Source organism: Sorangium sp. So ce295 (genome assembly GCF_051527405.1).
GTDB classification, from domain to species: domain Bacteria; phylum Myxococcota_A; class Polyangia; order Polyangiales; family Polyangiaceae; genus Sorangium; species Sorangium cellulosum_B.
Window position 1 is genome coordinate 2,824,469 of the sequence record NZ_CP150324.1, and the last position, 24,659, is coordinate 2,849,127.

15 protein-coding genes are annotated in these 24,659 nt (G+C 70.3%); 5 read left to right on the plus strand and 10 right to left on the minus strand.

The features are described 5' to 3' along the window. Positions 1-2 precede the first annotated feature (2 nt). A complete protein-coding gene (locus tag WMF11_RS10890; RefSeq protein WP_437977409.1) occupies positions 3-2,291 on the minus strand; it encodes a putative monovalent cation/H+ antiporter subunit A in 2,289 nt (762 codons plus the stop codon). 211 nt (positions 2,292-2,502) lie between these two features. Between WMF11_RS10890 and WMF11_RS10895 the strand changes: the two genes are divergently transcribed. Continuing rightward, positions 2,503-4,272: a hypothetical protein gene (locus tag WMF11_RS10895; protein WP_437977410.1), complete on the plus strand. Its 1,770-nt coding sequence runs from the start codon at positions 2,503-2,505 to the stop codon at positions 4,270-4,272. Positions 4,273-4,275: 3 nt separating this feature from the next. Here WMF11_RS10895 and WMF11_RS10900 read toward each other — a convergent pair whose 3' ends face one another. From WMF11_RS10900 to WMF11_RS10910, 3 genes are all read right to left on the minus strand, one after another. Beyond that, positions 4,276-5,982 carry a response regulator gene (locus WMF11_RS10900; protein ID WP_437977411.1) on the minus strand — a complete coding sequence of 569 codons (1,707 nt, stop codon included), beginning with the start codon at positions 5,980-5,982 and terminating at the stop codon, positions 4,276-4,278. Positions 5,983-6,048: 66 nt separating this feature from the next. Continuing rightward, complete coding sequence (locus WMF11_RS10905; RefSeq protein ID WP_437977412.1) at positions 6,049-8,868, minus strand: ATP-binding protein; 2,820 nt, start codon at positions 8,866-8,868, stop codon at positions 6,049-6,051. A gap of 56 nt (positions 8,869-8,924) precedes the next feature. Next, entirely contained in the window at positions 8,925-9,941 is a 1,017-nt protein-coding gene (locus WMF11_RS10910) for an ABC transporter substrate-binding protein (protein ID WP_437977413.1), read from the minus strand. Positions 9,942-10,386: 445 nt separating this feature from the next. Between WMF11_RS10910 and WMF11_RS10915 the strand changes: the two genes are divergently transcribed. After that, entirely contained in the window at positions 10,387-13,191 is a 2,805-nt protein-coding gene (locus WMF11_RS10915) for a hypothetical protein (RefSeq protein WP_437977414.1), read from the plus strand. A gap of 98 nt (positions 13,192-13,289) precedes the next feature. On the opposite strand, the gene WMF11_RS10920 is transcribed toward WMF11_RS10915, so the two are convergent. Both WMF11_RS10920 and WMF11_RS10925 read right to left on the minus strand, forming a co-directional pair. Further along, positions 13,290-13,856 (minus strand): hypothetical protein, encoded by a 567-nt coding sequence (locus WMF11_RS10920; protein ID WP_437977415.1) that lies wholly within the window; start codon positions 13,854-13,856, stop codon positions 13,290-13,292. A gap of 43 nt (positions 13,857-13,899) precedes the next feature. Next, on the minus strand, positions 13,900-15,051 hold the full coding sequence (locus tag WMF11_RS10925) for a hypothetical protein (protein WP_437977416.1): 1,152 nt from the start codon (positions 15,049-15,051) through the stop codon (positions 13,900-13,902). Between the two features lie 341 nt (positions 15,052-15,392). On the opposite strand from WMF11_RS10925, the gene WMF11_RS10930 reads away from it, so the two are divergent. Together WMF11_RS10930 and WMF11_RS10935 are read left to right on the plus strand one after the other, a co-directional pair. Beyond that, positions 15,393-16,172 (plus strand): hypothetical protein, encoded by a 780-nt coding sequence (locus WMF11_RS10930; RefSeq protein WP_437908354.1) that lies wholly within the window; start codon positions 15,393-15,395, stop codon positions 16,170-16,172. Between the two features lie 96 nt (positions 16,173-16,268). Continuing rightward, a complete protein-coding gene (locus tag WMF11_RS10935; RefSeq protein ID WP_437977417.1) occupies positions 16,269-17,708 on the plus strand; it encodes a DUF2252 domain-containing protein in 1,440 nt (479 codons plus the stop codon). Positions 17,709-17,834: 126 nt separating this feature from the next. Here WMF11_RS10935 and WMF11_RS10940 read toward each other — a convergent pair whose 3' ends face one another. From WMF11_RS10940 to WMF11_RS10955, 4 genes are all read right to left on the minus strand, one after another. Beyond that, complete coding sequence (locus tag WMF11_RS10940) at positions 17,835-18,215, minus strand: PIN domain-containing protein (RefSeq protein WP_437908356.1); 381 nt, start codon at positions 18,213-18,215, stop codon at positions 17,835-17,837. Then, entirely contained in the window at positions 18,202-18,462 is a 261-nt protein-coding gene (locus WMF11_RS10945) for an AbrB/MazE/SpoVT family DNA-binding domain-containing protein (protein ID WP_437908357.1), read from the minus strand. Before WMF11_RS10945 ends, WMF11_RS10940 begins: the two co-directional genes overlap by 14 nt. A 757-nt stretch (positions 18,463-19,219) precedes the next feature. Next, a complete protein-coding gene (locus WMF11_RS10950) occupies positions 19,220-20,251 on the minus strand; it encodes an AraC family transcriptional regulator (RefSeq protein ID WP_437977418.1) in 1,032 nt (343 codons plus the stop codon). 118 nt (positions 20,252-20,369) lie between these two features. Beyond that, entirely contained in the window at positions 20,370-21,623 is a 1,254-nt protein-coding gene (locus WMF11_RS10955; RefSeq protein ID WP_437977419.1) for a hypothetical protein, read from the minus strand. A gap of 541 nt (positions 21,624-22,164) precedes the next feature. Between WMF11_RS10955 and WMF11_RS10960 the strand changes: the two genes are divergently transcribed. Beyond that, complete coding sequence (locus tag WMF11_RS10960; protein ID WP_437977420.1) at positions 22,165-24,495, plus strand: 2OG-Fe(II) oxygenase; 2,331 nt, start codon at positions 22,165-22,167, stop codon at positions 24,493-24,495. The last annotated feature ends 164 nt before the right edge of the window (positions 24,496-24,659 follow it).

Sequence of the window (24,659 nt, forward strand, 5' to 3'; positions counted from 1 at the left end):
GCTCAGGCCCCCTTCCGCGTGCGGGTCGCGAGCAGGGCGTAGACCCCGATCCCGGCCACGCAGAGGACGGTGGACTCCCCCAGCGTGTCCATCGCCCGGAAATCCACGAGGATCACGTTGACGATGTCCCGACCGTGGGCCTCCGGGTATCCCTTCGCCACGAAGAACTCGCGCAGGATCGGCTCCGGGGAGAGCGTCGACGACATGAGGATCAACAGGGTCACCGTGGCCCCGAAGATCACGGAGACGATCGCGTCCGGGATCCACACGCGCGCGGGGGATCGGGGCACGAAGCGCGGAAGGTGGTGCAGGACGAGGACGAAGATGACGACCGTCAGCACCTCGACCATGATCTGCGTCAGCGCGAGATCGAGCGCGCTGAAGATCACGTAGACGAGCATGACGCAGAGGCCGATCGCGCCGAGCGCGGCGACGACGGCGAGGCGCGATTGCGTGCGCGTCGCCATGGCCGCGGACGCGAGGATCACGCCCGCGAGCACGAGCTCCGGGAGCTCCACCGTGAGCGATGGGATGGTGAAAGGGAGGCTCCGGAGCAGAGGCGTCCCGACGAGCACGACCGTCGTCAGGGCCGTGATGAGCAGGTAACGGCGCAAATGCCCCGTCTGGAGCCGCGCGGTCAGCCACTCCGCGAACCGAAGGAGCCCCGCGAAGGCAGCGTCGTACACGCGCGCGGGGCCCCAGGCCCCGAGGCGCGCGGCGGCGTCGAGGAGGCGCCCTTCGCGGCCGGAGAGAGCACGGAAGAGCCCGAGGCCGGCGAGGAGGGTCGCGACGCTGAGCCCGAGCACGGGGGTCAGGCCGTGCCACAGGTGCAGTTCGAGCGGCGCGGGCCGGCCGAGGATCGCTGTCGCCGCCGCGCTCGGGAGGTCACCGAGGAGCGCCGGCGCCACCCCGAAGACGAGGCTCGCCGCCGCGAGCGTGGCAGGCCCGAGCCACAAGGACAGCGGCGCTTCGTGGGGGAGCGCGGGCGCCGCCGGAGGACCCCCGAAGAAGGGGCGATGGCCGACGACCAGGCTCACCACGACCAGGAGGGCGCTCGACAGGACCGCGGCCCCGGCGAGGACCGCCGTCATCGAGGGCGGCCCGAGGACGGCCTCGTAGAAGAGCTCTTTCGACAGGAAACCGAGGAGGGGCGGCGCCCCAGCGCTCGAGATCGCCGCCAGCACGGCCGCCGTCGCGGTGATCGGCATGAGCCGCGCGAGGCCCCGCAAGCGGGTGACGTCGCGGGTCCCGGTCTCGTGGTCCAGGGTCCCCGCGGTCATGAAGAGCGCGCCCTTGTACAGCGAATGCGCGACAAGATAGACCACCGCCGCGGAGACGGCCGCCCGCGTCCCGATGCCGAGGAGCATCGTGAGCAGGCCGAGCACGCTCACGGTCGAATAGGCGAGGATCCGCTTGAGGTCCTTCTGCGTGACCGCGAGCGCCGCGCCCGCCACCATCGTGGCGGCGCCGAAGCCCGTCACGACGAGGTGCCATTGTCGCGTCGCGCCCAGCGTGGGATGCAGGCGCGCGAGCAGATAGACGCCGGCCTTCACCATCGTGGCCGAATGCAGATAAGCGCTGACCGGCGTGGGCGCCTCCATCGCCCGAGGGAGCCAGAAATGAAAGGGCACCTGCGCTGACTTCGTGAAAGCCCCCGAGAGGACGAGGAGCAGGATCGGCAGGTAGAGGGGGCCTTCGCGGACGACGTCGCCCGAGAACCGCGAGATCTGCGTCTCTCCCGTGACCACGACGAGGAGGACGAGGCCCGCGAGCATGGCGAGCCCGCCGCCGCCCGTCACGAGGAGCGCCGTCAAGGCCGCTTTGCGCGCCTCCTGCCGCTCGTGGTCCCACCCGATGAGCAGATACGAGCTCACGCTCGTGAGCTCCCAGCACACGAAGAGGAGAATGACGTCGTCGGCGAGCACGAGGCCCGCCATGGATCCCGTGAACAGGAGCAGGTAGGCGTAAAACCGCCCGAGCCGCGGGTGCGAGCGCAGGTATTCGCTCGCGTACACGAAGATCAGCGCGCCGATGCCGCAGATGAGCCCGAGGAACACGAGCGAGAGCCCATCCAGCCTCACCGCGAGCTCCACGCCGAGCGACGGGATCCACGGCAGCGACGCGTGATGGCTCTCCCCCTCGGCGAAGGGCCTCGGGACGAGCTGCGCGGCGAACACGAGCACCGCGAGCGGGAGCGCCGCGAAGAGCCAGCCGGCCGGGCGCCCGAGCCCGCGGTAGAGGGCCGGCGCCAGCAGCGCTCCGACGAACACGCTCAGGACAGCCCACAGCATCGCGGCAGGTTCCCCTTCGATGCCGGCGAGGGGCCGAGGTGTTCGGGCCGATGGCCTGCCGAGCGGGCTCGACGCGCCGTTGGCCCTCGTTCCCGCGGCGCCGGCGAGCGCGATCGGGCGAGCGCGCCGTGCCGAGCGGCCCGCCTCGTCGCGGCCGCGCGCTCGATGGCGCTGCCGCGATGCGCGGCGGGCGCGGAGCATCGGATGCGGCATGGATGCGCAGCGCGCCAAGGCGAGTCCCGCCGCCTGCCGCCCGCTCGCGGCGCTGCTCCTCGCAGCGCCGCTCCTCCTGTCGAGCTGCGGCCGGGCGCCCGCCGCCCGCCGGGTGGAGCCGCGCGTGCGGGCCGTCCTGGAGGCCCACGGCGCGCCTGCGCTGCCGGCGCCGCCGCCTGCGGACTCGGTCCCGCTGCTGCTCGTCGCCGACGCCGCGCCGAGCGCGCCCGCACCCGCAAAGCGCCCGCCGGGAGCCGCGCTGCCGGCGCCGGAAGCCGTCGTGTCGGCGGCCGTGCCGTTCGCGCCGGGCGCGCTGCGCGACGTCCGGTTCATCCGCCTGCGCGACGCGCGCGGCGCGGCGGTCCCGCTCCGCGCGAAGCCGCTCGCCGTCTGGCCCAGGGACCGCTCGATCCGCAGCGCGCTCCTCGTCTTCGGCGCCGCGCTCGCGCCCGGAGAACGAGCGATCTACACGCTGGATTTCAGCGTCCCTTCGCCATCGTCACCTTCGCAGCGCGCCGACCGCCCAGCCCTCCCGGCCGCCCCGGCCCCCGGGCTCGCCCAGGCCCCGCAGCCCTTCCAGGTCCCTCCGGCGGCCGTGCTCGACGAGGCGCTCCTGCCGAACCCGGACGGCCCGATCGCGGCGGTGCTGCCGCCGTCGTGGTACGCGGCGAGCCTGGTGTCCGGGCCGCAGCTGCCGGCCATGGACGATCGCCGCTTCCCCGGCTTCGAGGCCCGCATCGAGGGCGCGCTCGCCCGCATGACGCCCGCCTACGACGCGTACGGCGTCACCTGCTCGGCCCCGTACCGCACGTACTACGACGGCCCGCACGCGCTCTACCAGCGCTTCCTCCGCAACGGCGACGCCGCGCGCTACCGGCGCGCGCGCGCCGAGGCCGTCTGGTACCGGCAGCACGAGCTCAGGTTCTCGCCCGATCGCCGCCTCGCTGTCCACGTCTGCGAGCGCGACGACTGGAGCCCGGCGGCGCCCCTCTCCTGGCCGGTCCTCCGGCGCATGCTCGGCCAGGGGATGGTCGATGACTACCTGCTCACCGGCGATCCGGCGGCCAGGGAGGCGGTCCTCGCCATGGGCGAGGCCCTCCGGCAGAACCAGGCCGCGCTCACGGGCGGAAGGGAAGACGTGCTGCGCGTGACCGAGCGCAACATGGCCTGGGTGATGATGACCCTGTCGAGCTACTACGCGCTCGACCCGCGGCCCGAGCTCCTGTCGACGCTGCGCGGGCTGGCGGACCGCACGGTCGCGTGGCAGCGGCAGGGCGCGTCGGGCGCGTTCGAGCACGACCTGACCCGCGCCGACCCGTCGGAGTGCGAGCGCGGCCCGCGCGGCGGCTCGCCGTTCATGACCGCGCTGCTCGTCGACGCGCTGATGGACTACCACGCGCTCACCGGCGACCCGCGCGTCCGCGAGGTGGTCGCGCGCGCGGCAGGCTGGCTCGCCGAGCGCGCCATCACCTCGGACGGGCGCGCGTTCCGGTACCTGTGGGGCTGCGAGACCGACGCGTACGACGACAGCGGGACCGCCGACCTCAACCTGCTGATCGTGCCCGTGTTCGGCGCCGCCTACGCGCTGACGCGTGAGCCGCGGTGGATCGAGGTGGGCGACGCGCTGGCCGACGTCGGCGTGAAGGAGATGCTGGTGAAGGAGCCCAAGCACTGGAACCAGGCGATGCGCGCGTTCGGGCGCTACCTGGGGTACCGGGCGGCGCTCCCCGGCGCGGCGACCGAATCGCAGCGATCTGCCGGTCGTTAATCGTCAATAATGGCCGTTCCTGCGCCCGGCCGCGCCGCCGTTGCGGGCGCTGTTGCCGTTGACGTGCAGGCCCGCAACGCCGTCGCCGGCCTGCCGGAGCGCATAACCGATGCCGCTCTGGAGCGTCCCCTTGGTCACCACGGCGCCGAGATCGACGCCCAGATCGATGAGCGTCTGCGCCAGCTCGGCGCGGATGCCGGTGATCACCGTCTTCGACCCGAGCAGCCGCAGCGCCGTCGCCGTGCTCATCAGCGTGCTCGCGACCGCCGAGTCGAGCACCGTCACGCCGGTGACGTCGATGATGACGACCTTCGCCCGGTTCGCCTGGACGCCGTTCAGCGCCGCCTCGAGCGCCTGCTCCGCTCGCGCGGAGTCGATCGTCCCGATGAGCGGCATCACCATGATGTGATCGGTGATCGGGATGAGCGGCGTCGAGAGCTCGGCGAGCCGGGCGCTCTGCGCGTCGATGACCTCCGCCTGCAGCGCGGCGCGCTCCTCCTCGGCCCGCGCGCGCTCCTCCTCGGCCCGCGCGCGCTCCTCCTCGGCCCGGGCGCGCTCGACGAGCTCCCGCTGCAAACGCTCGTTCGTCTGGCGGAGCTCCTCCGTCTGGCGCGCCACCTCGGTCTCCAGGCGCTCGTTCGAGCGGCGGAGCTCGGACGTCATGTCCGCCAGGTGCCCGTACAGCAGGGCGTTCTTCACGGCCACCGCCGCCTGGGAGGCCAGGAGCCCGAGCGTCTCCAGCTGCGTCGCGAGCAGCGGCTCGGGCGCCGCGTCGCCCTCGATGTAGAGGACGCCGATCAGCTCGCCCTGGCACATCATGGCCAGGCAGAGGATCGACCTCGGCCCCTTCCCGGCGAGGTACCGCGCGTCCTCCGGGCGAGCGTCGCGGCCCGTGTCCCAGACGAAGACCGATTGACGGCTGCTCGCGACCTCCTCCACGAGCGACACCGCGAGATCGGCGCCCGGGCCCACCGGCGTCGAGAGCCCGAGCACCACCGTGTCCGGATCGCTCGTGATCGACGCCTCGATCACCAGCCCGGACTCGCGCGAGAGGACGAGGACGCACTTCCGCGCGCCGGCGTGCTCCAGCGTGAGCCGCATCAGCCGGTCGAGCACGTCGTCGAGGACGATCTCGCCCGAGACCGCCTGCGCCGCGCGGATGACCGTCGCCATCTGCGCCTGCGCCTGCGTGAGCCCCTCGAGCGCGCGCTCCAGCGCCACCGTGCGCTCTCCCACGCGCCTCTCCAGCTCCTGCGTGAGCCGCTGCAAGGCCGCCTCCGCCGCGATCCGCTCCTCCACCTGCGCGGCGAGGCGCATCGTCAGCTTCCTGAGCTTTGTGTGCACCCGGACGCGCGCGAGCAGCTCCTCGTCCAGGAACGGCTTGGCGAGGTAATCGACGGCGCCCAGGTTCAGGCCCTTCACCCGGTCCGCGGACAGGTCCGTGCTCGCCGTCATGAAGATGACGGGGATCGCGGCCGTGGCCGGGTCTCCCTTCAGCCGGCGGCACGTCTCGAACCCATCCATCCCATCCATCTTCACGTCGAGCAGGATGAGATCCGGCATCCCCTCCCTGGCGAGCCGGAGGGCGCGCGCGCCGTCCACCGCCACCGCGACCTCGAAGCCTGAGCCCGTCAGGGTATCGGACAAGAGACCGAGGTTCCTCGGGTTGTCGTCCACGATGAGTATCGTTCCGGCTTCACTGGCATCCATCGTTCTAGCCTCCAGGAAGCGCGCGCTCCCATTGCCACGACCAAGGCGCACGCCGTCCAAGCAACGTCAATCGCTCAGGTGCATCTTGATGAAATCTTCAACGGCTTCCATCTTGAAATCCTGCATCAGGCGGCGCAGGTGCCTGCAAAACGGCGCGAGCTTCGGATCGGCGCGATCGAGCCTGTCGAGGTGCTTCTGGAGCTGGTGGGAGAGCCCCCTGTGCGCGAGATCGAAGAGGAGCCGCAGATCCTCGGCGGCGGGGGCGGTCATCGGGAGATCTGCGCCGCCGGGGAGCGCGGGTGAGCTCGGGTCGCGGTGGGCGACGGCGGGCGCCTCGCCCATTGCGCCAGGATCGCCCTGCTGCTCGTAGATCCACGAGAGCCCGAGGTGCCGCTGGATCTTGTCGAAGAGCTCCTCCAGCTGCAGCGGCTTCGGGAGGAAATCGTCGGCGCCCGCGGCCAGGCTCTTGTCCTGATCGGAGAGGAAGACGCTCGCGGACGACGCAAAGATCTTCAATCCTGCTCGATCCGGCGCCTTCCGGAGCAGCCGGATCATCTCCCAGCCGTCGATCTCCGGCATCGCGAGGTCCGTGATCACCAGGTCGAACTCGCGCTCCGACGCCGCCGCGAGGCCCTCCTTGCCGTCCGCGGCCTCGGACGTCTCGAACCCGACGGACTGCAGCATGTTCACGAGCACCGCGCGGTTCTCGGGCTGGTCGTCGACAACGAGGACGTGGCGCCGCCTGCCCTCGTAATCGACGACCGCCGAGGCGGGCCGGAGCGCCGTGGGCTGGGTTCGCCGGGGCGACTCGGCGAGGATCACGTCCATCCAGAACACGCTCCCCTTGCCGGGCTCGCTCCTCACCTCGATGGAGCTGCCGAGCAGCTTCATGATGCGCTGGCTGATCGCGAGCCCGAGCCCCGTCCCGTCGACGCGGCGCTTGCCGTCGCTGGCTTGCTTGAACGGGAGGAAGATCTGGTCGAGCTGATCCGGGCTGATGCCCGTCCCGGTGTCCTCGATCTCGAAGCGCACCCGGTGCGTCCTGCGCGGCGCGCTCTGGATCGCGGCGGAGTCCGGCGCGGAGCCGTGCGGCGGGCGCGGCCCGTCGCCCAGCCGCTTGATCGTGAAGGAGACGCTGCCCTTCTCGGTGAACTTCACGGCGTTGCCGAGCAGGTTGATCAGCACCTGCCGCAGCCGCCGCTCGTCGGCGACCACGTCGGTGGGGAGCTCGGGATCGGGCGTATACACGAGCGTGATGCCCTTCTCCTCGGCGCGGATGCGGCAGATCTCGGCCGTCGAGCGCAGGAACGAGGGCAGGTGGAAATCGTTCGCGTGGGCCTCCATCGCCTGCGCCTCGATCTTCGCCAGATCGAGGACGTCGTTGATCAGCGTGAGCAGGTGGGCGCCGGAGCGATGGATGACGTCGATCCCGCGCAGGTCCTGCTCGCTCAGCCCCCGCGAGCGCCGGAGGATCTGCGCGTAGCCGAGGATGCCGTTGAGCGGCGTCCTGAGCTCGTGGCTCATGTTGGCGAGGAAGTCGCTCTTCGCCTTGTTGGCGGCGTCCGCGGCGACCTTCGCCTCCTTCAGCTCGGCCGTGCGCTGCTCGACGCGGTGCTCGAGCTCCTCGAACGACCCCTGGATCTGGCGCGCCATCCGGTTGAACGACTCCGCCAGCGTGCCCATCTCGTCGTGGGATCGCACCTCGACAGCTGTGTCGAGCTTCCCGCTCGCCAGCTGCGACGCCGCCTGGGCGAGGCGGGTGATCGGCCTCGTCAAGACCTGCGCCATCAGGACGGCGACCGCCGTGACGATCGCGGCGATCAGCGAGGCGAGCAGCAGCGCGTCGCGCGTCGTCTTCTCCTCGATGGGCTCGAGGAACGCCGCCTCCGGCCGCACGAACGCCACGGTCCACGGCGGCTTCTTCATGCCGTCGAAGGCGCTCACGCGCGCGAGGGCCACCGCGCTCATGGGGGCGTCCCGCGCGGCCATGCGGGCCTGCAGGAAGCGGCTCGCCGTCGAGGTCGGGTCCTGCTCGCGCTCGAACCGGCGCAGCCCCTCGTCGAAGGCCTGCACGTCGGTCGACAGCTCCGCGGCCGGCCTGTCCGGCAGCCGCCGTTCCGCCTTGAGCCGGACTTCGAGCTCCGGGGCGAGCGGCACCAGCGACTTGAACACGAGCTCCGGGGAGCGGCCGTGCGCCAGGCGGACGTGGTGCTCGTCGAGGAGGATCGCGAACGCGTCCGACGCCTCCAGGAGGCGCGTCTGGGAGAGGATGATCCGCTGGACGGCCGACAGGTTGTAGGTGCACCGGAGCACGCCGATCGTCTTCTTCTTGTTCAGCGCGTCGCGGACGGGGCTGCTGAAGACGAGCTGGGGCACCTCGCCGGCGAACACGACCGACGACGCGTACGGCAGGCCCGTCTCCATCGCGCTGACGAAGTAGTCCCTCCTCGATTCGTCCCTCTCCGCGGGCGTCTGCACCGTGTCGAGGACGTTGTGCCCGCGCTCGTCGAGCAGCGCATAGGAGAGGATGTTGATCGTGTCCTTCCGGATGAGGCCGTGCAGCGTCCTCGACGCGAACGCGTGCGCGTCATTCCCGCTCCTCCGGGCCTCGTCGTCGAGGCTCAGGTAGCTGGTGAGCCCGGGCAGGCGGGCCTCGACGCGGACCGCGTCCAGGTTGCTCTCGATGAAGTCGTCGACGCTGGTCGCGGCCTGCGACGCGGCCGCGGCGAGCGCCTGGTTGGCGCTCTCGGTCAACACCATCTCGTTCGTCCGCTTGTTCAGGAGCGTGAGGATCGAGAGCGGCGCGAGCGCGACCGTCAAGAGCGCCACGATCAGCTTCATGCGGAGGGTGATGAGCGGGGCCTGCTGCTGCATTGCGCGACTCATGGCGTTCGTCGAACCTCCGTGGCGATGCTCTCCAGGCGCTCCGCGGGCCGCGGCGGTCACTCGCGGCTCGTGGCAGGCGGCAGGAAGGACGAATCGAAGATGCTGTCGAGGTCCGGGCGGCGCCCCAGCTGCCCGTCCTGGACGAGAAAATCGATGTGCTTGTTGACGAGCGGGGCCAGCGACGTCGGGTCGTTGTTCGGGGCGAACCGCCGTCGGACCTCCTCCAGCGAGAAGAGCTCGTATCCGTCCGTGCTGATGTCCGAGGCCGGGATCTTGAGCGCCTTCGCGATGATCTCGTTGCCCTCCTGCGGGTGGGCCTTCCAGAACTCGACGGCCTGGAACCACGCCCGGATGAAGGCGCGGACATCGTCGGGCCGGTCGCGCAGCACCGTGCTGCGGAAGAGCGTGAAGTCGGCGAACAGCGCGGGCGTCTCCTTGCTCGAGAAGATCGCCTTGGCGCCGGACTTCGCCGCCTGCGTGACATAGGGCTCCCAGGTGTGCCCAGCCTGGATCGTATTGTTCGCCAGGAGCTGGGCGACGTCCGTCTCGCCCACGTTGACAAGCGTCACGTCGTCGATGGCGAGCCCGTTCCTCTCCAGCATCTCGCTGACCAGCATCTCGCCCATGGCGCCGGTCTTGGCCGCGATCTTCTTCCCCTTGAGATCGGAGATCGTCTGGATCTCCGGCCGCGCCATGATGACGTCGGCGCCCGCCGTCTGGCCGGAGTAGAGGACGACCCGCGCATCGGGCTCCCTCGCGAGGATGCGCACGACGACCTCCATGGTCCACGGCAAGCCGTCGACCTTGCCCGCGGTGAAATCGGAGATCATGCCGTAGAGATCCGGGTTGAAGACGAGCTCCACGTCGACGCCCTGCTGGTCGAAGAAGCCCTTCTCCTCGGCGATCGACAGCGGGAAATACCCGAGCCAGTAGCCGTGGCTGAAGCGGAGAGGCGGCCGCGCCTCCTTGCCCCGGTCACCGGGCGAGGGATCCGGCTGGCACGCCGAGGCGAGGACGGACAGCACGGCGACCGTGAGCCCGGCGATGGTGCGCCGCACAGCCGATGTCTTCATGGTCTCTCGGGGCTCCTTCCCGGGGCGTGTCGTGCGGGCAGCGCGCGCCGCCCGGCGGCGCGACAGCGCGCGATGCGCGCCGATCGCCGCGCGCCGCGCTCCCGGCGCCGAGACGACGGCCCGACTGCGAGGCCCCCCTGCATGTTGCGCAGCCTACCATGAACCGCCGCGGCGCCGCGATGCTCTGCGACCGGATCACGGCGATCCGGGGGGCCGTCTCGAGGTCGCCGGCGCCGTCTGCCCGACTGGACTGCCTCGCACCGTCGCGACACCTCGGTAGGTAGCTCGGCGCAGGTGTGCCGAAGGCATCGATTGCTGAAGCAAACCCATTGCGATATTGCAATGCGAGCCGGCCACGACTACCTTCCAACTCAACCTTCGCGCCTTATCGTCTGCTTGCCATTCGAAATCAGTTGAAGAGAACCCCACTCATCGGAGGTGACTCATGGCCTCGTACTTTGTCGTGCGCGATGTCCTCTCCCGTCTCGTGGCGGCGTCGGCGCTGCTCGTCGCCCTCGCGGCCGGCCGATCCGCCGAGGCGGCGTCGTCTTTCACCCTCTTCGAGAGCGGCCATGTGCGTCCGCTCGCGCTCTCGCCCGACGGAAAGCTGCTATTCGCCGTGAACACGCCCGACAACCACCTCGAGGTGTATCGGGTCAAGGATCAGGGTATCGAGCACCGCGCCTCCATCCCCGTCGGCCTCGAGCCGGTGGCCGTGGCGGCGCGGAGCGATACCGAGGTCTGGGTCGTCAACCACCTGTCGGACAGCGTGAGCGTCGTCGAGCTGACCCAGGGGGCGCGCTCGGGCCGGGTCGTGCGGACGCTGCTCGTGGGCGACGAGCCGCGGGATATCGTGTTCGCGGGTCCTGGAAGGCGCCGCGCGTTCATCACGACGGCGCACCGCGGACAGAACATCCCGTTCGATCCCCAGCTCACGACCCCCGGCGTGGGCCGGGCCGACGTATGGGTCTTCGACGCCGATCGCCTCGGGCCGACGCTCGCAGGCGTGCCCCTCACCATCGTCACGCTGTTCAGCGATACCCCGAGGGCGCTGGCGGTGACGCCGGACGGCAGCAAGGTGTATGCGGCGGCCTTCCACTCCGGGAACCGCACAACCGCGATCCACGAGGGCTTGATCCCGAACGGCGGAGAGGCGGCGGGGGGCGTGCCCGGGCCGGCCACCAACGCGGAGGGGATCCCGCACCCGGAGACGGGGCTCATCGTCAAGTTCAATGGTTCCCACTGGGTCGACGAGCTGAACCGCGTCTGGGACAGCTCCGTCCGGCTCTCGCTGCCCGACAAGGACGTGTTCGTCATCGACGCGAACGCGAGCCCGCCGAGGCAGCTGCCCGGCGCCGCCGGGTTCTACACCGGCGTCGGCACCATCCTCTACAACATGGTGGTGAACCCGGTCAGCGGGAAGGTGTACGTGTCGAACACCGAGGCGGGGAACGAGAAGCGCTTCGAGGGGCCCGGGATCTTCGCCGGCCAGACGGTACGAGGCCACCTGCACGAGAGCAGGATCACCGTCCTCGGCCCGGCGGGCAGCGTCAGGCCGAGGCACCTCAACAAACACATCGATTATGACGCCTGCTGCGCCCCGGTCCCGAACGCCGAGAACCAGAAGAGCCTCGCCCTCCCGCAGCAGATGGCCGTCACGAGCGACGGCAAGACGCTGTACGTGGCGACGATAGGCTCGTCCAAGATCGGGGTGTTCAGCACCGCCGCCCTGGAGAACGACACGTTCGTGCCGAGCGCCTCCAGGCAGATCCCGGTGCCCGGCGGCGGCCCGACGGGGCTTTTGCTCGACGAGCCGCGGCGGCGCCTCTACACGATCACGCGCTTCGACAACGCGATCTCGATCCTCAGCACGACGACCAGGTCCGAGATCGCGCACGTGCCGATGCACAACCCGGAGCCGCCGAGCGTTGTCGCCGGCCGCCGGTTCCTCTACGACGCGTCGTTCGAGTCGAGCCACGGCGACTCGTCGTGCGCGAGCTGCCATGTCTACGGCGATTTCGACAGCCTGTCCTGGGATCTCGGCAATCCGGACGGGGTGGTCGCCGACATCCCTGGGCCGTTCGAGTCACACCCCCTCGATTTCGGGATACCCGACACCCACCACCCGATGAAGGGGCCGATGACGACGCAGAGCCTCCGCGGGATGGCGAACCACGGGCCCATGCACTGGCGCGGCGATCGCACCGGGGGCGACGACGAGCCGAGCGCGCACCCGGACAGCGGGACGTTCGACGAGGTGACGGCGTTCCTGGAGTTCCAGGCCGCGTTCCCGGATCTCCTGGGGAGGAGCGAGCTCATCCCCGAGGCCGACATGCGGGCGTTCGCCGATTTCATCCTGCAGGTCACCTATCCGCCCAACCCGAACCGGGCGCTCGACAACTCGCTCACCCCGGCGCAGCAGGCCGGCCGCAGCTTCTTCTTCAACAACGTGTCCGACTTCAGCGAGGAGGGCACCTGCGTCTCGTGCCATGTGCTCGACCGCCACGCGAACGAGGAGTTCGGCGTCGATGCGCCGGGCTTCTTCGGCGGCGATGGCCGGTACACGTTCGACCTGGAGACCGAGGCCTTCAAATCGCCGCACTTCCGCAATCTGTACCAGAAGGTCGGCATGTTCGGGATGGCGAACAACGATCTCTTCCCGGGCAGCGACGCGCACCTGGGCGACCAGGTCCGCGGCTTCGGCTTCAACAACGAAGGGGGCGTCCCGACGCTCTTCCGCTTCGTGAGCTCGGCGACCCCCGACATGGGGTTCAACCAGTCGCCGCTCACCCCGGGCGGGTTCCCGCCGGGGCCGGAGGGGGACGTGATGCGGCGCGAACTGGAGCAGTTCCTGCTCGCGTTCGACAGCAACCTGGCGCCGATCGTCGGGCAGCAGGTGACGCTCACCCGCCACAACGCGGCCGCGGTCGGGCCGAGGATCGATCTGCTCCGCGCGCGGGCTGATGCAGGGGAGTGTGATCTGGTGGTCAAGGGATCACACGACCACGAGGCGGCGGGGTTCCTCTACGTCGGCGCGGGCCTGTTCGTCGGCGACCGGCTCTGCGACGCGCCGATCCGCGACGCGGCGCTGCGGCACCGGGCCTCGCGCAATCGGGGCGAGCTCACGTACACGTGCGCGCCGCCGGGCTCGGGGGTGCGGATCGGCCTGGATCGCGACGGCGATGGATTCCGCGACGGCGACGAGGAAGACGAGGGCAGCGACCCGGCAGACCCGTCGAGCACGCCCTGAGGGTCTCGCCGCGCCCCTCGCTCGCGCGACTGCCCACATGACGGAAGCGCTGCTCGTCGCTCGGCGTGGCCCGGCGACGAGCAGCGCGAGGGGCGGCGCTACCCCGCTGGCCGGAGCCGGAATGCGCCGCAGTCGGGGTGTTCGATGCGTCCGGCGAAGAGCGAGCCGTCGAACGCGAGGTCGCCCTTCATGCCCACGGTGACGTAGTTGGGCGGGCGCTCGAGCCAGGCGCCGGGCGAGAACGATGCCGTCCGCGTCTCGGCGTCGTAGCGGCCGCTCATGAGGTATTTGCCGGCGGCGCCGGAGTCGGCATGATGAAAGCCGAACACGGCCTTGATCCTGTCGCCCTTGACCTCCAGGATCCGGAACGTCATCTCGGTCGTGCCCTGCGGGCAGTCGTAATCGCCGATCCAGGTCCGTGTCCGCTCGAACGGGTTGTCGCCTGGGAATTCCTCCGGCACCCAGCCGTCGGCCGCCGTTATCGCCGCCGCCGGGGGCGGATCCTGGAGGACGATGTAGACCGTCTCGGCGGCGGGCGGCGGCTCCGGCGCGCGCGGGTCGGCCAGCGTGGGCGCGGGGCCGCACCCGGCCAGCAGGAGGGCCGCGCATGCGGCGCAGCGCAGGGCCGAGCGCCGTCGGGGGGCGGGGGCGTTCGCGGTACCCATGCGCGGGAGGGTACCATGGAGAGGGCCGAGCGCGGAGCGTGCTTCAGCGGCGGCAGCCGATGCGCTCGGTCGCGACGACGACATCGTCGTAGAGGATGGTGTGTGTGTCGGAGACGGTCATGCCGAGCTCTTCCATCTCCGCCCGCCGGCGAGCGTCGGAGTCGCGCTCGTAATAGGCGTCGAGCATGAATTTCTTGAAGCGCACGTCATCGCTCGATCGGAAGTCGAAGCCACCGAACGGCTCGGGCTGGGTGCACGCGCTGAAGTCGCACCCTCCCGTGTGGAACTGGGCGCGGAGCCAGGTGCCGTCGGGGTAGCCGGGGCGGTAGTCGCCGATCGCCACGCCGTCGATCCAGAACGCGAGCGCGCCGTCGCTCTGGCCGACGGTGTTGGCGCGAGCGTGCATCTCGACGCAGAACCATCGATCGCGCGGGAACGACGCTTGATCCGGCGGCTGGAAGACGTTTCCGTAGTAGTACGTCGTGCCTTGATCGCCGGCGCAGCCAGGGGTGGCGGTCCCGTCGTTGCAGCGCCCGGAGCGCATCTTGTACCAGTAGGCGTAGAAGTTGAAGACGTCGTCGGTCGTCGTGTCGAAGTCGAACCAGAAGCCGTCGTCTCCGGACGGCACCGTGTTCGCGAGGCCGCTGCTGTCCCAGCTCTCGGTGCCCGCCGCCATGCGCACCCAGTGGTGCGGGTTCGGGGCCAGCTCGGGGAAGCGCACATGGAAGCGCCAGTAGAGCGCGTCGACGCGCTCATGGGTGACCCACGTGGACGACGAGATGTACGTCTCCTCCGCCAGATCGGCGGTCGTCACGGTCGAGCGGAGGTAGCCCTGCCCGGCGTGGGCAGCCGCCGCGTTGGCCTCGATGTGCAGATAGCGCGTGTCGGCGGTGGGCCCGTCCCAGCGCCCCCAGCCCTGCTCGAAGTCGTCGTGGAAGAACACGGCGGGGTCACCGGCGATCCCCACGTCGTCCGGGTAACGCTCGCTCAGCGTGCCGGACGGCGACGTGTCGCCGCCGCCTCCGCCGGCATTGCTCGTTCCGCCGCCCCCGCCGCCATCGTTCGATCCGCCGCCGCTCGGGCCCGACGAGGACGCGTCCGGCCCTCCGCCGCCGTCGCCGCCGGAGCTCGGCGTGGAGTCGCAGGCGGCGAGCAACAGCGCGATCACCAGGGGAAATTGCAGAGCATTCTTCATCCCTCCACGCTATCCGCAGCTCCGTCGTCTGCGCGAGCGCCCCGGGAAGAAATGCGGAAGACCCGGTGGCGGGCGGTGTAGGTTCGCTGTCCGGTGAGCCGCGCTCGGGAGCAGGCCGCCCCTGCTGCGATCTGAGAAACTCCGGATCTTGCAGGCCTGCGTTCGCGCTGAAAGCGCTTGACAGAACGATGACGTGTTGGTTGACCTTCCGCCAGGAATCGCGACCATGAGGTCAGCGCCAGCCGGGCTGTCGGACTGGAGGCGACCGCCCAGGCCGGCGCCGCGGCGACATGCGCCGTCTTCGCGACGGCGAAGCGCCGTGTTTGAAGCGAGGTGCGTCGATGCCCGTGCCTGGACTGCTCGATCGAATTCCGCTCTGGTTGCTCCTGGGGATCATGATCGTGGTCCTGGTGCTCGCCGTCGAGGGCGGCTATCGGCTGGGAGGGTACCGGCTGCGCCGCTCCGGAGGGGAGGGCGGTGCCCACGTGCTCGCCCTGGTCACAACCACGATGGGCCTGCTGGCGCTCGTCCTGGCGTTCACGTTCGGCTTTGCGGCGACCCGCTTTGAGGCGAGGAAACACATGGTCGTCGACGAGGCCAACGCCATCGAGACGACCTACCTGCGCGCCGCCCTGCTCCCCGGCGACCGCGGCGCGAAGGTCCGCGCGCTGCTGCGCGACTACGTGGCGTCGCGTCTGGAGGGGGTGAGGCCCGACAACGTCGACCACGCGGTGCGGCGCTCGGAGGAGCTGCACCGGGAGCTCTGGAAAGAGGCGGAGACCGCCGGACGAGAGCACCCCAGCTCGCCCGTCGTGGCGCTCTTCATCGAGTCGCTGAACCGGACGATCGAACTCCACACGACGCGCGTCAAGGTGGCCGTCCGGAGCGGTATTCCAGGGGTCCTGTGGGCAGCGCTCTTCGCGGTCGCGATCCTGAACCTGATGGCGGTCGGTTATCATGCCGGTCTGGTCAAGACGCGCCGGTCCCCCGCGGTCGCGACGCTGGTCACGAGCCTCTCGGTCGTCATGCTGTTGACCGCCGATCTTGACCGCCCGCAGGAGGGGGCTTTGCAGGTGAGCCAGCAGGCGATGAACGATCTGCGGCGTAAGATCGGTGATTGAGCATCCCTCGTGCGTCTGGCGGACGTGCGAGGATCTGAACGGCGCGTCCCGCACGGCCGCGGGACGTCGAACACCGAGGGAGGGACGAAGACGGAGATGGCCACAGTCGAAGGATCATCCACGGTCACGGGGGAGTGGGCGATGCCGCACCTCTCCGTCGAGGAGCACGCGGCTCGCGGCAAGGCCGAGCGCGCGGAGATCCCACGTGCCGCGCACGCGATCTGGGAGGCGCTGCCCGGCCGGCCCGATCCGATCGCGCTTCTGGAGGAGCAAGCGAAGACCCGCGTGCCAGAGCTCGTGCCGATCCGATACGGCCGGATGCTGGTCTCCCCGTTCACGTTTTACCGGGGCGCAGCGTGCGTGATGGCCTCCGATCTGGCCGCCACGGCGCGCTCGGGCCTGAGGGTGCAGCTCTGCGGCGACGCGCACCTCTCGAACTTCGGGGTGTTCGGATCCCCCGAGCGCCGCATGGTGTTCGACATCAACGACTTCGACGAGACGCTCCCTGGACCGTGGGACTGGGACGTCAAGCGGCTGGCCGCCAGCCTGGAGCTCGCCGGGCGCGACAACGGCTTCTCGAAGGCGGCGCGGTCCGACATCGTCCTGACGACGGTCCGCGCATACCGCGAGGCGATGCGGAGCTTCGCGGCGCTCCGGAACCTCGACGTCTGGTACGCGAGCCTCGACATCCAGCAGATCCTCGACCGGTTCCGCTCGCAGGTGGGCCGCGAGCGCCTGAACGTCACCGAGCGCAACGTCGCGAAGGCGCGGACGAAGGACAGCCTTCAGGCCTACGAGAAGCTGACCCGCGAGGTGGGCGGCCGGCGGCGAATCATCAGCGATCCTCCCCTGATCGTCCCGATGGAGGATTTCGTGAAGGGGGTGGACCGCGAGCAGCTCGAGCAGCAGGTGCGCGAGATCCTGCGCGGCTATCGCGCTACGCTCCAGCCCGATCGGCGGCACGTGCTGGAGGGGTACAACTTCGCGGACATGGCCCACAAGGTCGTCGGGGTCGGGAGCGTCGGCGCGCGCGCCTGGATCCTCCTGCTGTTCGGCCGTGACGAGGAGGACCCGCTCTTCCTGCAGGCAAAGGAGGCGCAAGCGTCGGTCCTCGAGCGGTTCCTCGGCAAGAGCGAGTGCCCCAACAGCGGCCAGCGCGTGGTGGCGGGTCAGCGGCTGATGCAGGCCGCGAGCGACATCTTCCTCGGCTGGCAGCGCGTGAAGGGCGTTGACGGGATCGAGCGCGACTTCTACGTGCGCCAGCTGCGCGACTGGAAGTTCTCGGTGGACATCGCCGCGCTGGATCGGGTCCTCCTGACGACGTACGGCGGCCTCTGCGGCTGGACTCTGGCGCGCGCGCACGCGAGGTCGGGCGATCGGATCGCTATCGCGGCTTACCTCGGGAAGGCGGACACGTTCGACAAGGCGGTGGCGGCGTTCGCGAACGCCTACGCCGATCAGACGGAGCGCGACCACCAGGCGCTGGCGGCCGCGGTGAGGAGCGGGCGCATTCAGGCCGGGGGTGAACGCGAGTGAAGCATCCGTTTTCATCAATCGCCCACAGCCGGTCTGCCCAACGACCTGCCGGTCTGACGCGACGCGAAGCGCCGCCGCTCGCCGCAGCTTGTTGGACTACCCCGTTCTCGCCAATGGGCGACCTGGTCATAGCTTTTGAGCGCCTTGCAGTTTCCCGAGTCCACGATCGAACGTTCCAAGTGGAACGTGGCCCGCTGCGCGCGCGACTTCGAGGATCAAACAATCGGAGAATCCCAGGCCGGGGTGCTCGCGGAACTGCGCGACTGCCGCCCTTACCACGTCGGCGTCCTGGACCACCATGCAGTTGTGGTCCAACAGCATTTCCACTCCGTCCCCGATCTGCTCCGGCGCGACGCCGTACACCGAGTCCAGGACCCAAACGGCCTCCATGAGCACGAGATGGGAGATCCATGCTCCTGCTTGCACGAAGGCCTCGGCCGCAGCGAGTTGCTTTGCGTCGTCGCGCGCCAGCAAGCGAACGAGGACATTCGTGTCAACGGCGCGCATGGCGGGCCCTCATGCGCTGCCTGATGCCTTCCTTGAGATCCTCAAGGCTTCGCGGCTGGGGTTCCTGCGAGAACAGCGCCCGGTGAAGGTCTTCGAAACTGTGCCGACCAACGCGCCGCACGGTGATTCGATCACCTTCGGCATCCCATTCCAAGATCGATCCTGGCACCAGTTCGAGGCGCTTGCGCACCTCGGCGGGAACCGAGATCTGCCCCTGAGCCGTTACCCTGGATTGCGCGAGCTTCATGCTGGCACAGTACCACGGTAATGAATCCCAGGCAAGGAAGGTCGCTCGGCCCGCCGATGAGCCCAGCCGGAGGCGACGATCCACATCCGCCCCACAGAACATCGCAGACGGTATGCCTCCTAGGATGCCCCGATCGTACCGCCCCAGGGCCTCCGCCGGCCCAACGTGCTGAGGCTCAGCTGCGGCCGTCTTCGGCTGACAGCAGCCCTTCCGCGGTGTCGGGGGGACGCGGGAGCGGGGTGGCGGGTGGCGTCCGCGAGACCACGACGTGCCGGGGTGTCACGCGCACTGCGATCGGCGGACCGGGGAGCACACTAACCATGTGGATGTCGGTTGTATCGGTGCCCATCCAACGCTTCCTGACTGCGATGAGATCAGGGGGCCGGTGATCTCGAACGGTGCGACGAACAACTCGAAGGTTGCATCCGGCTGGTGCGCCGCTGCGGGGCGCCGGTGACATTTTTCCCTGCGACCCCGTGGCGATCACGTCAGGCCGTGATTCGACGCGGGTTGGTGACCCGGCCCAGGTTGGACGACCCGACCGAGGTCGGGGTGGCCCCACGGTCGTTCACGAGACTGAACCCATGGTCCGGGCCGACCGTCTACCCGGCGGCGGGCATCGCCACACAGCCTTCGAAGCTCGCGGACGCGAGCGCGTTAGCGACAACTGCGAGTCGGCCCGGCGACGCGGCGGTTCACGCACGTCGCATCGTGGCTCGCGAGGCAGCCGTGGCCGCCGTCCCAGCCTTGCCCCCGCTCACGTCCCTTGATGGCCCGCTGCCCCCCTCGCGCCCCGGAGCTCGCGCGGAGGGCAGCCGAACCAGCGCCGGAACGCGTGGCTGAACGCGGTCGTGTCGGAGAAGCCGAGCCGGAGCGCCGTCTCGGTCACGCTGCTCCTCGCCAGCAGGTCGGCCGCGCGGTCGCGGCGCACCTCCTCGATCAGCTTCCGGAAGCTCGTCCGCTCGCTCTGCAGGCGCCGGCGCAGCGTCCGCTCCGTCGTGCCGAGGGAGCGAGCCACGTCGTCCAGCGTCGGTATCCCGCCCTCGGCGCTCGCGAGCGCGCGGACGAGCTGGTGCCGCACGCCGTCCGCGATCGACGGCGGCGCGAGCTGCTCGCAGAGGGCGCTTACGCTGCGGCACAGGTACTCCCATAACCTCTGGTTCGCGCCCACAGGCACCATGTCGAGGACCTCGCGGCGGAACACCATCCCGTCCCAGGGCGCGTCGAACCGCACGGGGCAACGGAAGAACTCCACGTGCGCAGTCCGGCGCGGCGGGGCCGCGTGGCGGAAGCTCACCTCCAGCGGTGTGAGGTCGTCACCCGCCATCTGCCGGAGACAGCCGAGGTTCTGCGCCAGCGCTGTCTCGTTGGAGAGGCGGTGCCCCAGCGTGAGCGGCCGCAGGCGATGCCACCGCACCTCGGCGCGCTTCCCGCTCTCTATCGCCTCCCATCGGCCCGAGTCGGTCAGGAGCGCGCTGTACCGCGCCGCGGTGTCGAACGCATGGCGGATGGAGGGCGCGCTCATGATGGCGAAGCCGAGCACGTGCAGGTCCTCCACCGTCGCCCGCTGCGCGACGCGGATCGGCAGCGACGGGTCGTCCAGCGTTTGACCCAGATAGGTCCACAGATCGAGCAGCCGGTCGATCTCGATGCGCCGGGCGGGATCGGCGGCGAGCGACGGCAGGCGCGCGGCGCGCTCCATCGCGCCCAGCCGGATGCCGTCGCGGAGCCCGAGGTCGACGACCAGCCTGGCCACGGACGTCATCACGGTGGGCAGCGGGCGGTGCATGCGCCCGCGATTATGCAGGATCCGCACCGGCGGTCGCTCGCCGGTGCTCGCCGCGGCGCGAGAGCGCGGTGGGGCGAGCGCGCTCTGACGCGCCGATCAGGGCGCACGCACCGCGGCGTCAGGGGCTGGTGAAGCCGAGGAGCCCGTGGCCGACGAGGATGGTCGTGATGTTCGGAGGCAGGGAGGGGGCGTTCGTGGGGCCCGCCCATCCTTCGCGCATCAGCGCCGTCCGGATGCGCGAGATCGGGGAGACCTGGTGGGCCTCCTGGAGCAGCTTCATCGCCTCGGCCGGGATGGTCAGCGTGCCATCACCCCCCAGCGCGACGCATTGAATCTCGACCTGCTTGCGCGCGGGCGGGGGCATCGCGAACGGCGACGCGCCCTCGACGTCGCCGTCCGTGCTGGTGAGGCGCACGAGCGTGGCCTGCGCCGGCCCGCAGCTGCCGCCCGGGCCGCCGCAGCCGAGCGTCAATGGGCTGCCGTCGAGCGGCACCGCGACGAGGGCGGCCGCCGACGCCGTGTCGGGGGTGAACGCCTCGCCGGCCACGATCGGCGCGCTGTCGGGGAAGTCGAAGGCCATCTCGCCGCCGGGCGAGATGCCCACGACGACCTCGTCGCCGCCCTCGATCGGGTCGACGGGGTTGTTCGGAACGGGCCCCGCCCCGGCGAGCACGGTGTACTCGGCCGCGAAGGCTTCCTCCGCCGCGCCCTGGTTGACCACGATCGCCGTCGTGCTCGACTCCACGGCGACGATGGGGAACGCGCCCTGGTTCTTCGCGTTCGCCGCGCCGGTGACGCGCAGGTAACGGCCGACATCCGCTGCGGAGAAGGTCGCGCCCTCGATCGTGTAGGCCGCGGTCCCCGTCTGCCCCGGAGCGACGCTCGCCTGTCCGGCCCCCATCGACGTCGGGCACACATAACCCGAGCCAGCAAAGCGGCACGCGAGGGGCCCCCCTTCGAGGCCGGCAATCGTGATCACCCCCTGATCCGTCAGCGCCGGCGGCGGATTGTCCCGCGTGTCGTAGACCCACGCCTTGCACCCTTCGATCTCCCCGGGCATCTGCTCGTAAGCGGGAGGCCTGGAGGGGGTGAACAGGACTTGCACCGTGAGGCCGTGGCCCGCCTGCGGCGCGCCTTGAATCGATACATCCTGGATCGAGATGATCCCGCTGTGCGTCGCGACCGGGCAGCGGACCGAGCCGCCCTCACCGGAGCTCGAGGAGCCGCCTTCACCGGAACTCGACGAGCCGCCCTCGCCGGAGGCCGACGAGCCGCCGTGCCCAGCGCTCGTCGAGCTGCCGCCGGCGCCATCATCATCCGACATGGGGCAGCCCCCTGCGACCGCGAGGGTGGTGGCGAGCGCGAGGGCCATTGAGCCCCTCCTTGAATTTCGCGAGAGTTCCATTCGACCGATCATGGCTTTGAGCCTCCACGCGTCCGGCGAGGCGCGACGCGCGCCTCCGCGGCTGGACATGAGGCAGATGTAGCGAACGGCCTGATGGGCTGCTTGGTCGCGCCGGCCAGGGAGTTGGTCGAATCGGCCAACGAATCGGCTCGCGACGCCCTCCGGCTCTCGACGGCGACTTCGCGAGAGGCCCCGCCGCTGCGCCCTCTCTCGACGTCCTCGAGGGGGCCAGCGCGTCCGGCGTCCGGAACGCGGACAGGACGAGGACGGCCGCGGAGCGATACGCGATGACGAGCGCCTCCTCGTTGCTCCGAGCGCATTGTCTTCGGATGCTGCAAATTCTCATGCCGACGAAAGAAAGATCGCTTTTTGATGTCATTCAGCGAATCCGCGCGGCCCGCTCGCTCCGTTTTCTCTGGTTCAGCGCCCCATTGCGCCGGTGAACGGCCCAATTGGATATCCGATGCGTCTGGGGCCGTGGTATGCGTCCTTGGCAGGAGACACCCACTTGCAAGCTGGTCTGTTGAAGGAGATCGCCGCGGCGCTCGCCGCCGTCGAGCCGGAAGGCACGTTCGCAACGGAGCTCGGGTGCAGCGGCGAGGATCTGCACATCGAGGTCGAGGGGGTCGGCCCCATCCGCTTCCCGATCTCCGCCGCCACCGCGCGAAAGCTGTGCTCCGTCGCCCGTCCGGCCCCGTTCGGCCGGCGCGACAAGACCTTGCTCGATACGAGCGTGCGCGACAGCTGGGAGATCGGCCTGCGCCAGCTCAAGATCGACACGCAGCGGTGGCGGCGCACCCTCGCTCCGAAGCTGGCGCTCGTCCGGCAGCGCCTCGGGCTGCCCGAGGGCGGTGAGCTCCACGCCGAGCTCGACAAGATGCTCGTGTACGGGCCCGGCCAGTTCTTCGCGCCGCACCAGGACTCGGAGCGCGCCGACGACATGGTGGGGACCCTCGTGGTGGAGCTGCCGTCCAGGCACGAGGGCGGATCCATCGTCGTCGAGCACGACGGGAAGAAGAAGGTCTTCCGCGGGGCCGCGCGGGATCCGAAAGATCTATCGCTGCTCGCCTTCTACGCGGATTGTCGCCACGAGGTGAGGCCGGTCGACGCAGGCCACCGGATCTCCCTCACGTACCACCTCCTCTACCGCGGGGCAGCGGAGGCTCGCGCGCCGCTCTGCCGCGCCGCGATCGAGCGCATCGAGGCGGGCATCAAAGCCTACCTTTCGACGCCGATCTCGCGGCCGTACGCCCAGTCTCCCCCACGGCGGCCGGACCGCTTGATCTACCTCCTGGACCACCAGTACACGCAGAAGAGCCTCGGATGGGGCCAGCTCAAGAATGCGGATCGGCTGCGCGCCTCGGCGCTGCAAGAGGTCGCCGAGCGCCTCGATTGCGAGGTGTACCTCGCCCTCGCCGACGTGCACGAGAGCTGGTCGTGCGAGGGCGCCTGGGATGACTACGGTGATCGCTGGCGCGGCGATCGCGGTCACGACGACGATCCCGAGGGGGCCAGCGACGCGGACGAGCACGACCTCATCGATCTCCTCGATACGGATGTCGTGCTTCGCCACTGGGTCGGCCCGGATGGGCGGAGCGCGCCGGGCATCGCGACCATGCGGGCGGGCGACGATGTCTGCTTCACGAGGGCCTCGACCGAGATGGCGCCGTTCAAGTCCGAGCACGAGGGGTACATGGGCAACTACGGCAACACCGTGGACCGCTGGTATCATCGGGCCGCCGTCGTGATGTGGCCGCGGGATCTGGCCTTCGAGGTGCGCGCGAAGCTCTCGCCGTCATGGGCCGTTGACGAGCTCGCCTCCCACGTCGAGGCGGGCAGGGCGGACGAGGCCCGCGACAAGGCGAAAAGGCTCCTGTCCTCCTGGCATCCGGCCGCGTCGGACGAGCTGAGCGAGGCGTCCTTCAAGCGGCTGGTCGAGGTATCGGCGGCGCTCGGCGACGCCGATCTGGCCCTCGGGCTCGTCTCGCCCTCGGGACCGCATCGGTTGAGTCCCGGCGTGGTGCCCGCCTTCGTGGCCCTCGTCGAACGCTACGGCTTCTCGTGGTCGAAACGGGTCTTCTCCGCGTGGGCCGAGCGCGCGCTCTACAATACTCCGCCCTGGCTCTCGTTGCTCCCCCGCCTCGGCGAGGCGCTCCGGGCCGGCGGAGAGCACGGCAAGGCGCTCGCCGCGTGGGTCCTCGCGCGCGAGGTGGCCTCGCTCGTAGAAGGCTGCAAGGGCGCGCTCCTGTTGCCGGAAGCCGTCAGGGAGGCCAGCACCGATCGACTCCTCGACGATCTGCTCTCGTTGCTGGAGACCGCCGCCGCGATCCGGGCGCCCTCCATCCGCGACGACCTCATCGCCTCCCTCACGGCGCCCGAGTCGGCGCTGCCGCTCATGACCGCCGGCGCGCTGTTGAAGAGGTGCCGGGAAGGGCGCAAGCCCGCCGCGGTGCGGGCCCTCGGGCTGCAGGCGCTGGTCCGCCGCGTCGAGGCCTTGCTCGAACGAGCCGTCGCGGCGAACGCGCGCAGCGCGGACGACTGGTCGATCGAGCCCCCGCCCGGGTGCTCCTGTGCGCTGTGCAAGGTGCTCGCGGCGTTCCTCGTCGATCGAGCCCAGGTCCAGCTCGCGTGGCCTCTGGCCAAGGAACGGCGGCGGCACATCCACGGTGTGATCGATGCTCACCGCCTGCCCGTCACCCACACCACGCTTCGCCGCGGAAGCCCCCAGACGCTCGTCTTGACGAAAGAGAAGGCTCTCTTCGAGCGCGAAGCAGCGCTGCGGGCGCAACAGAAGGCGCTGCTTACCTGGCTCAAGAAGGAGCGCAGCGCGCTCGGTTAACCGATCGAGCCTGCAATGACGGCGGCACGCGACCACATGGACGACCAGGCGCAGCGCACGCCCGTGGAGGACCAGCAACCCGCGCGGCAGCCGCTCGCAATGCCGCCCCTGGCATATTGACCGCGTCTGCCCGACTGGGTACGACTGGGTTCGTGCCTGGTGAA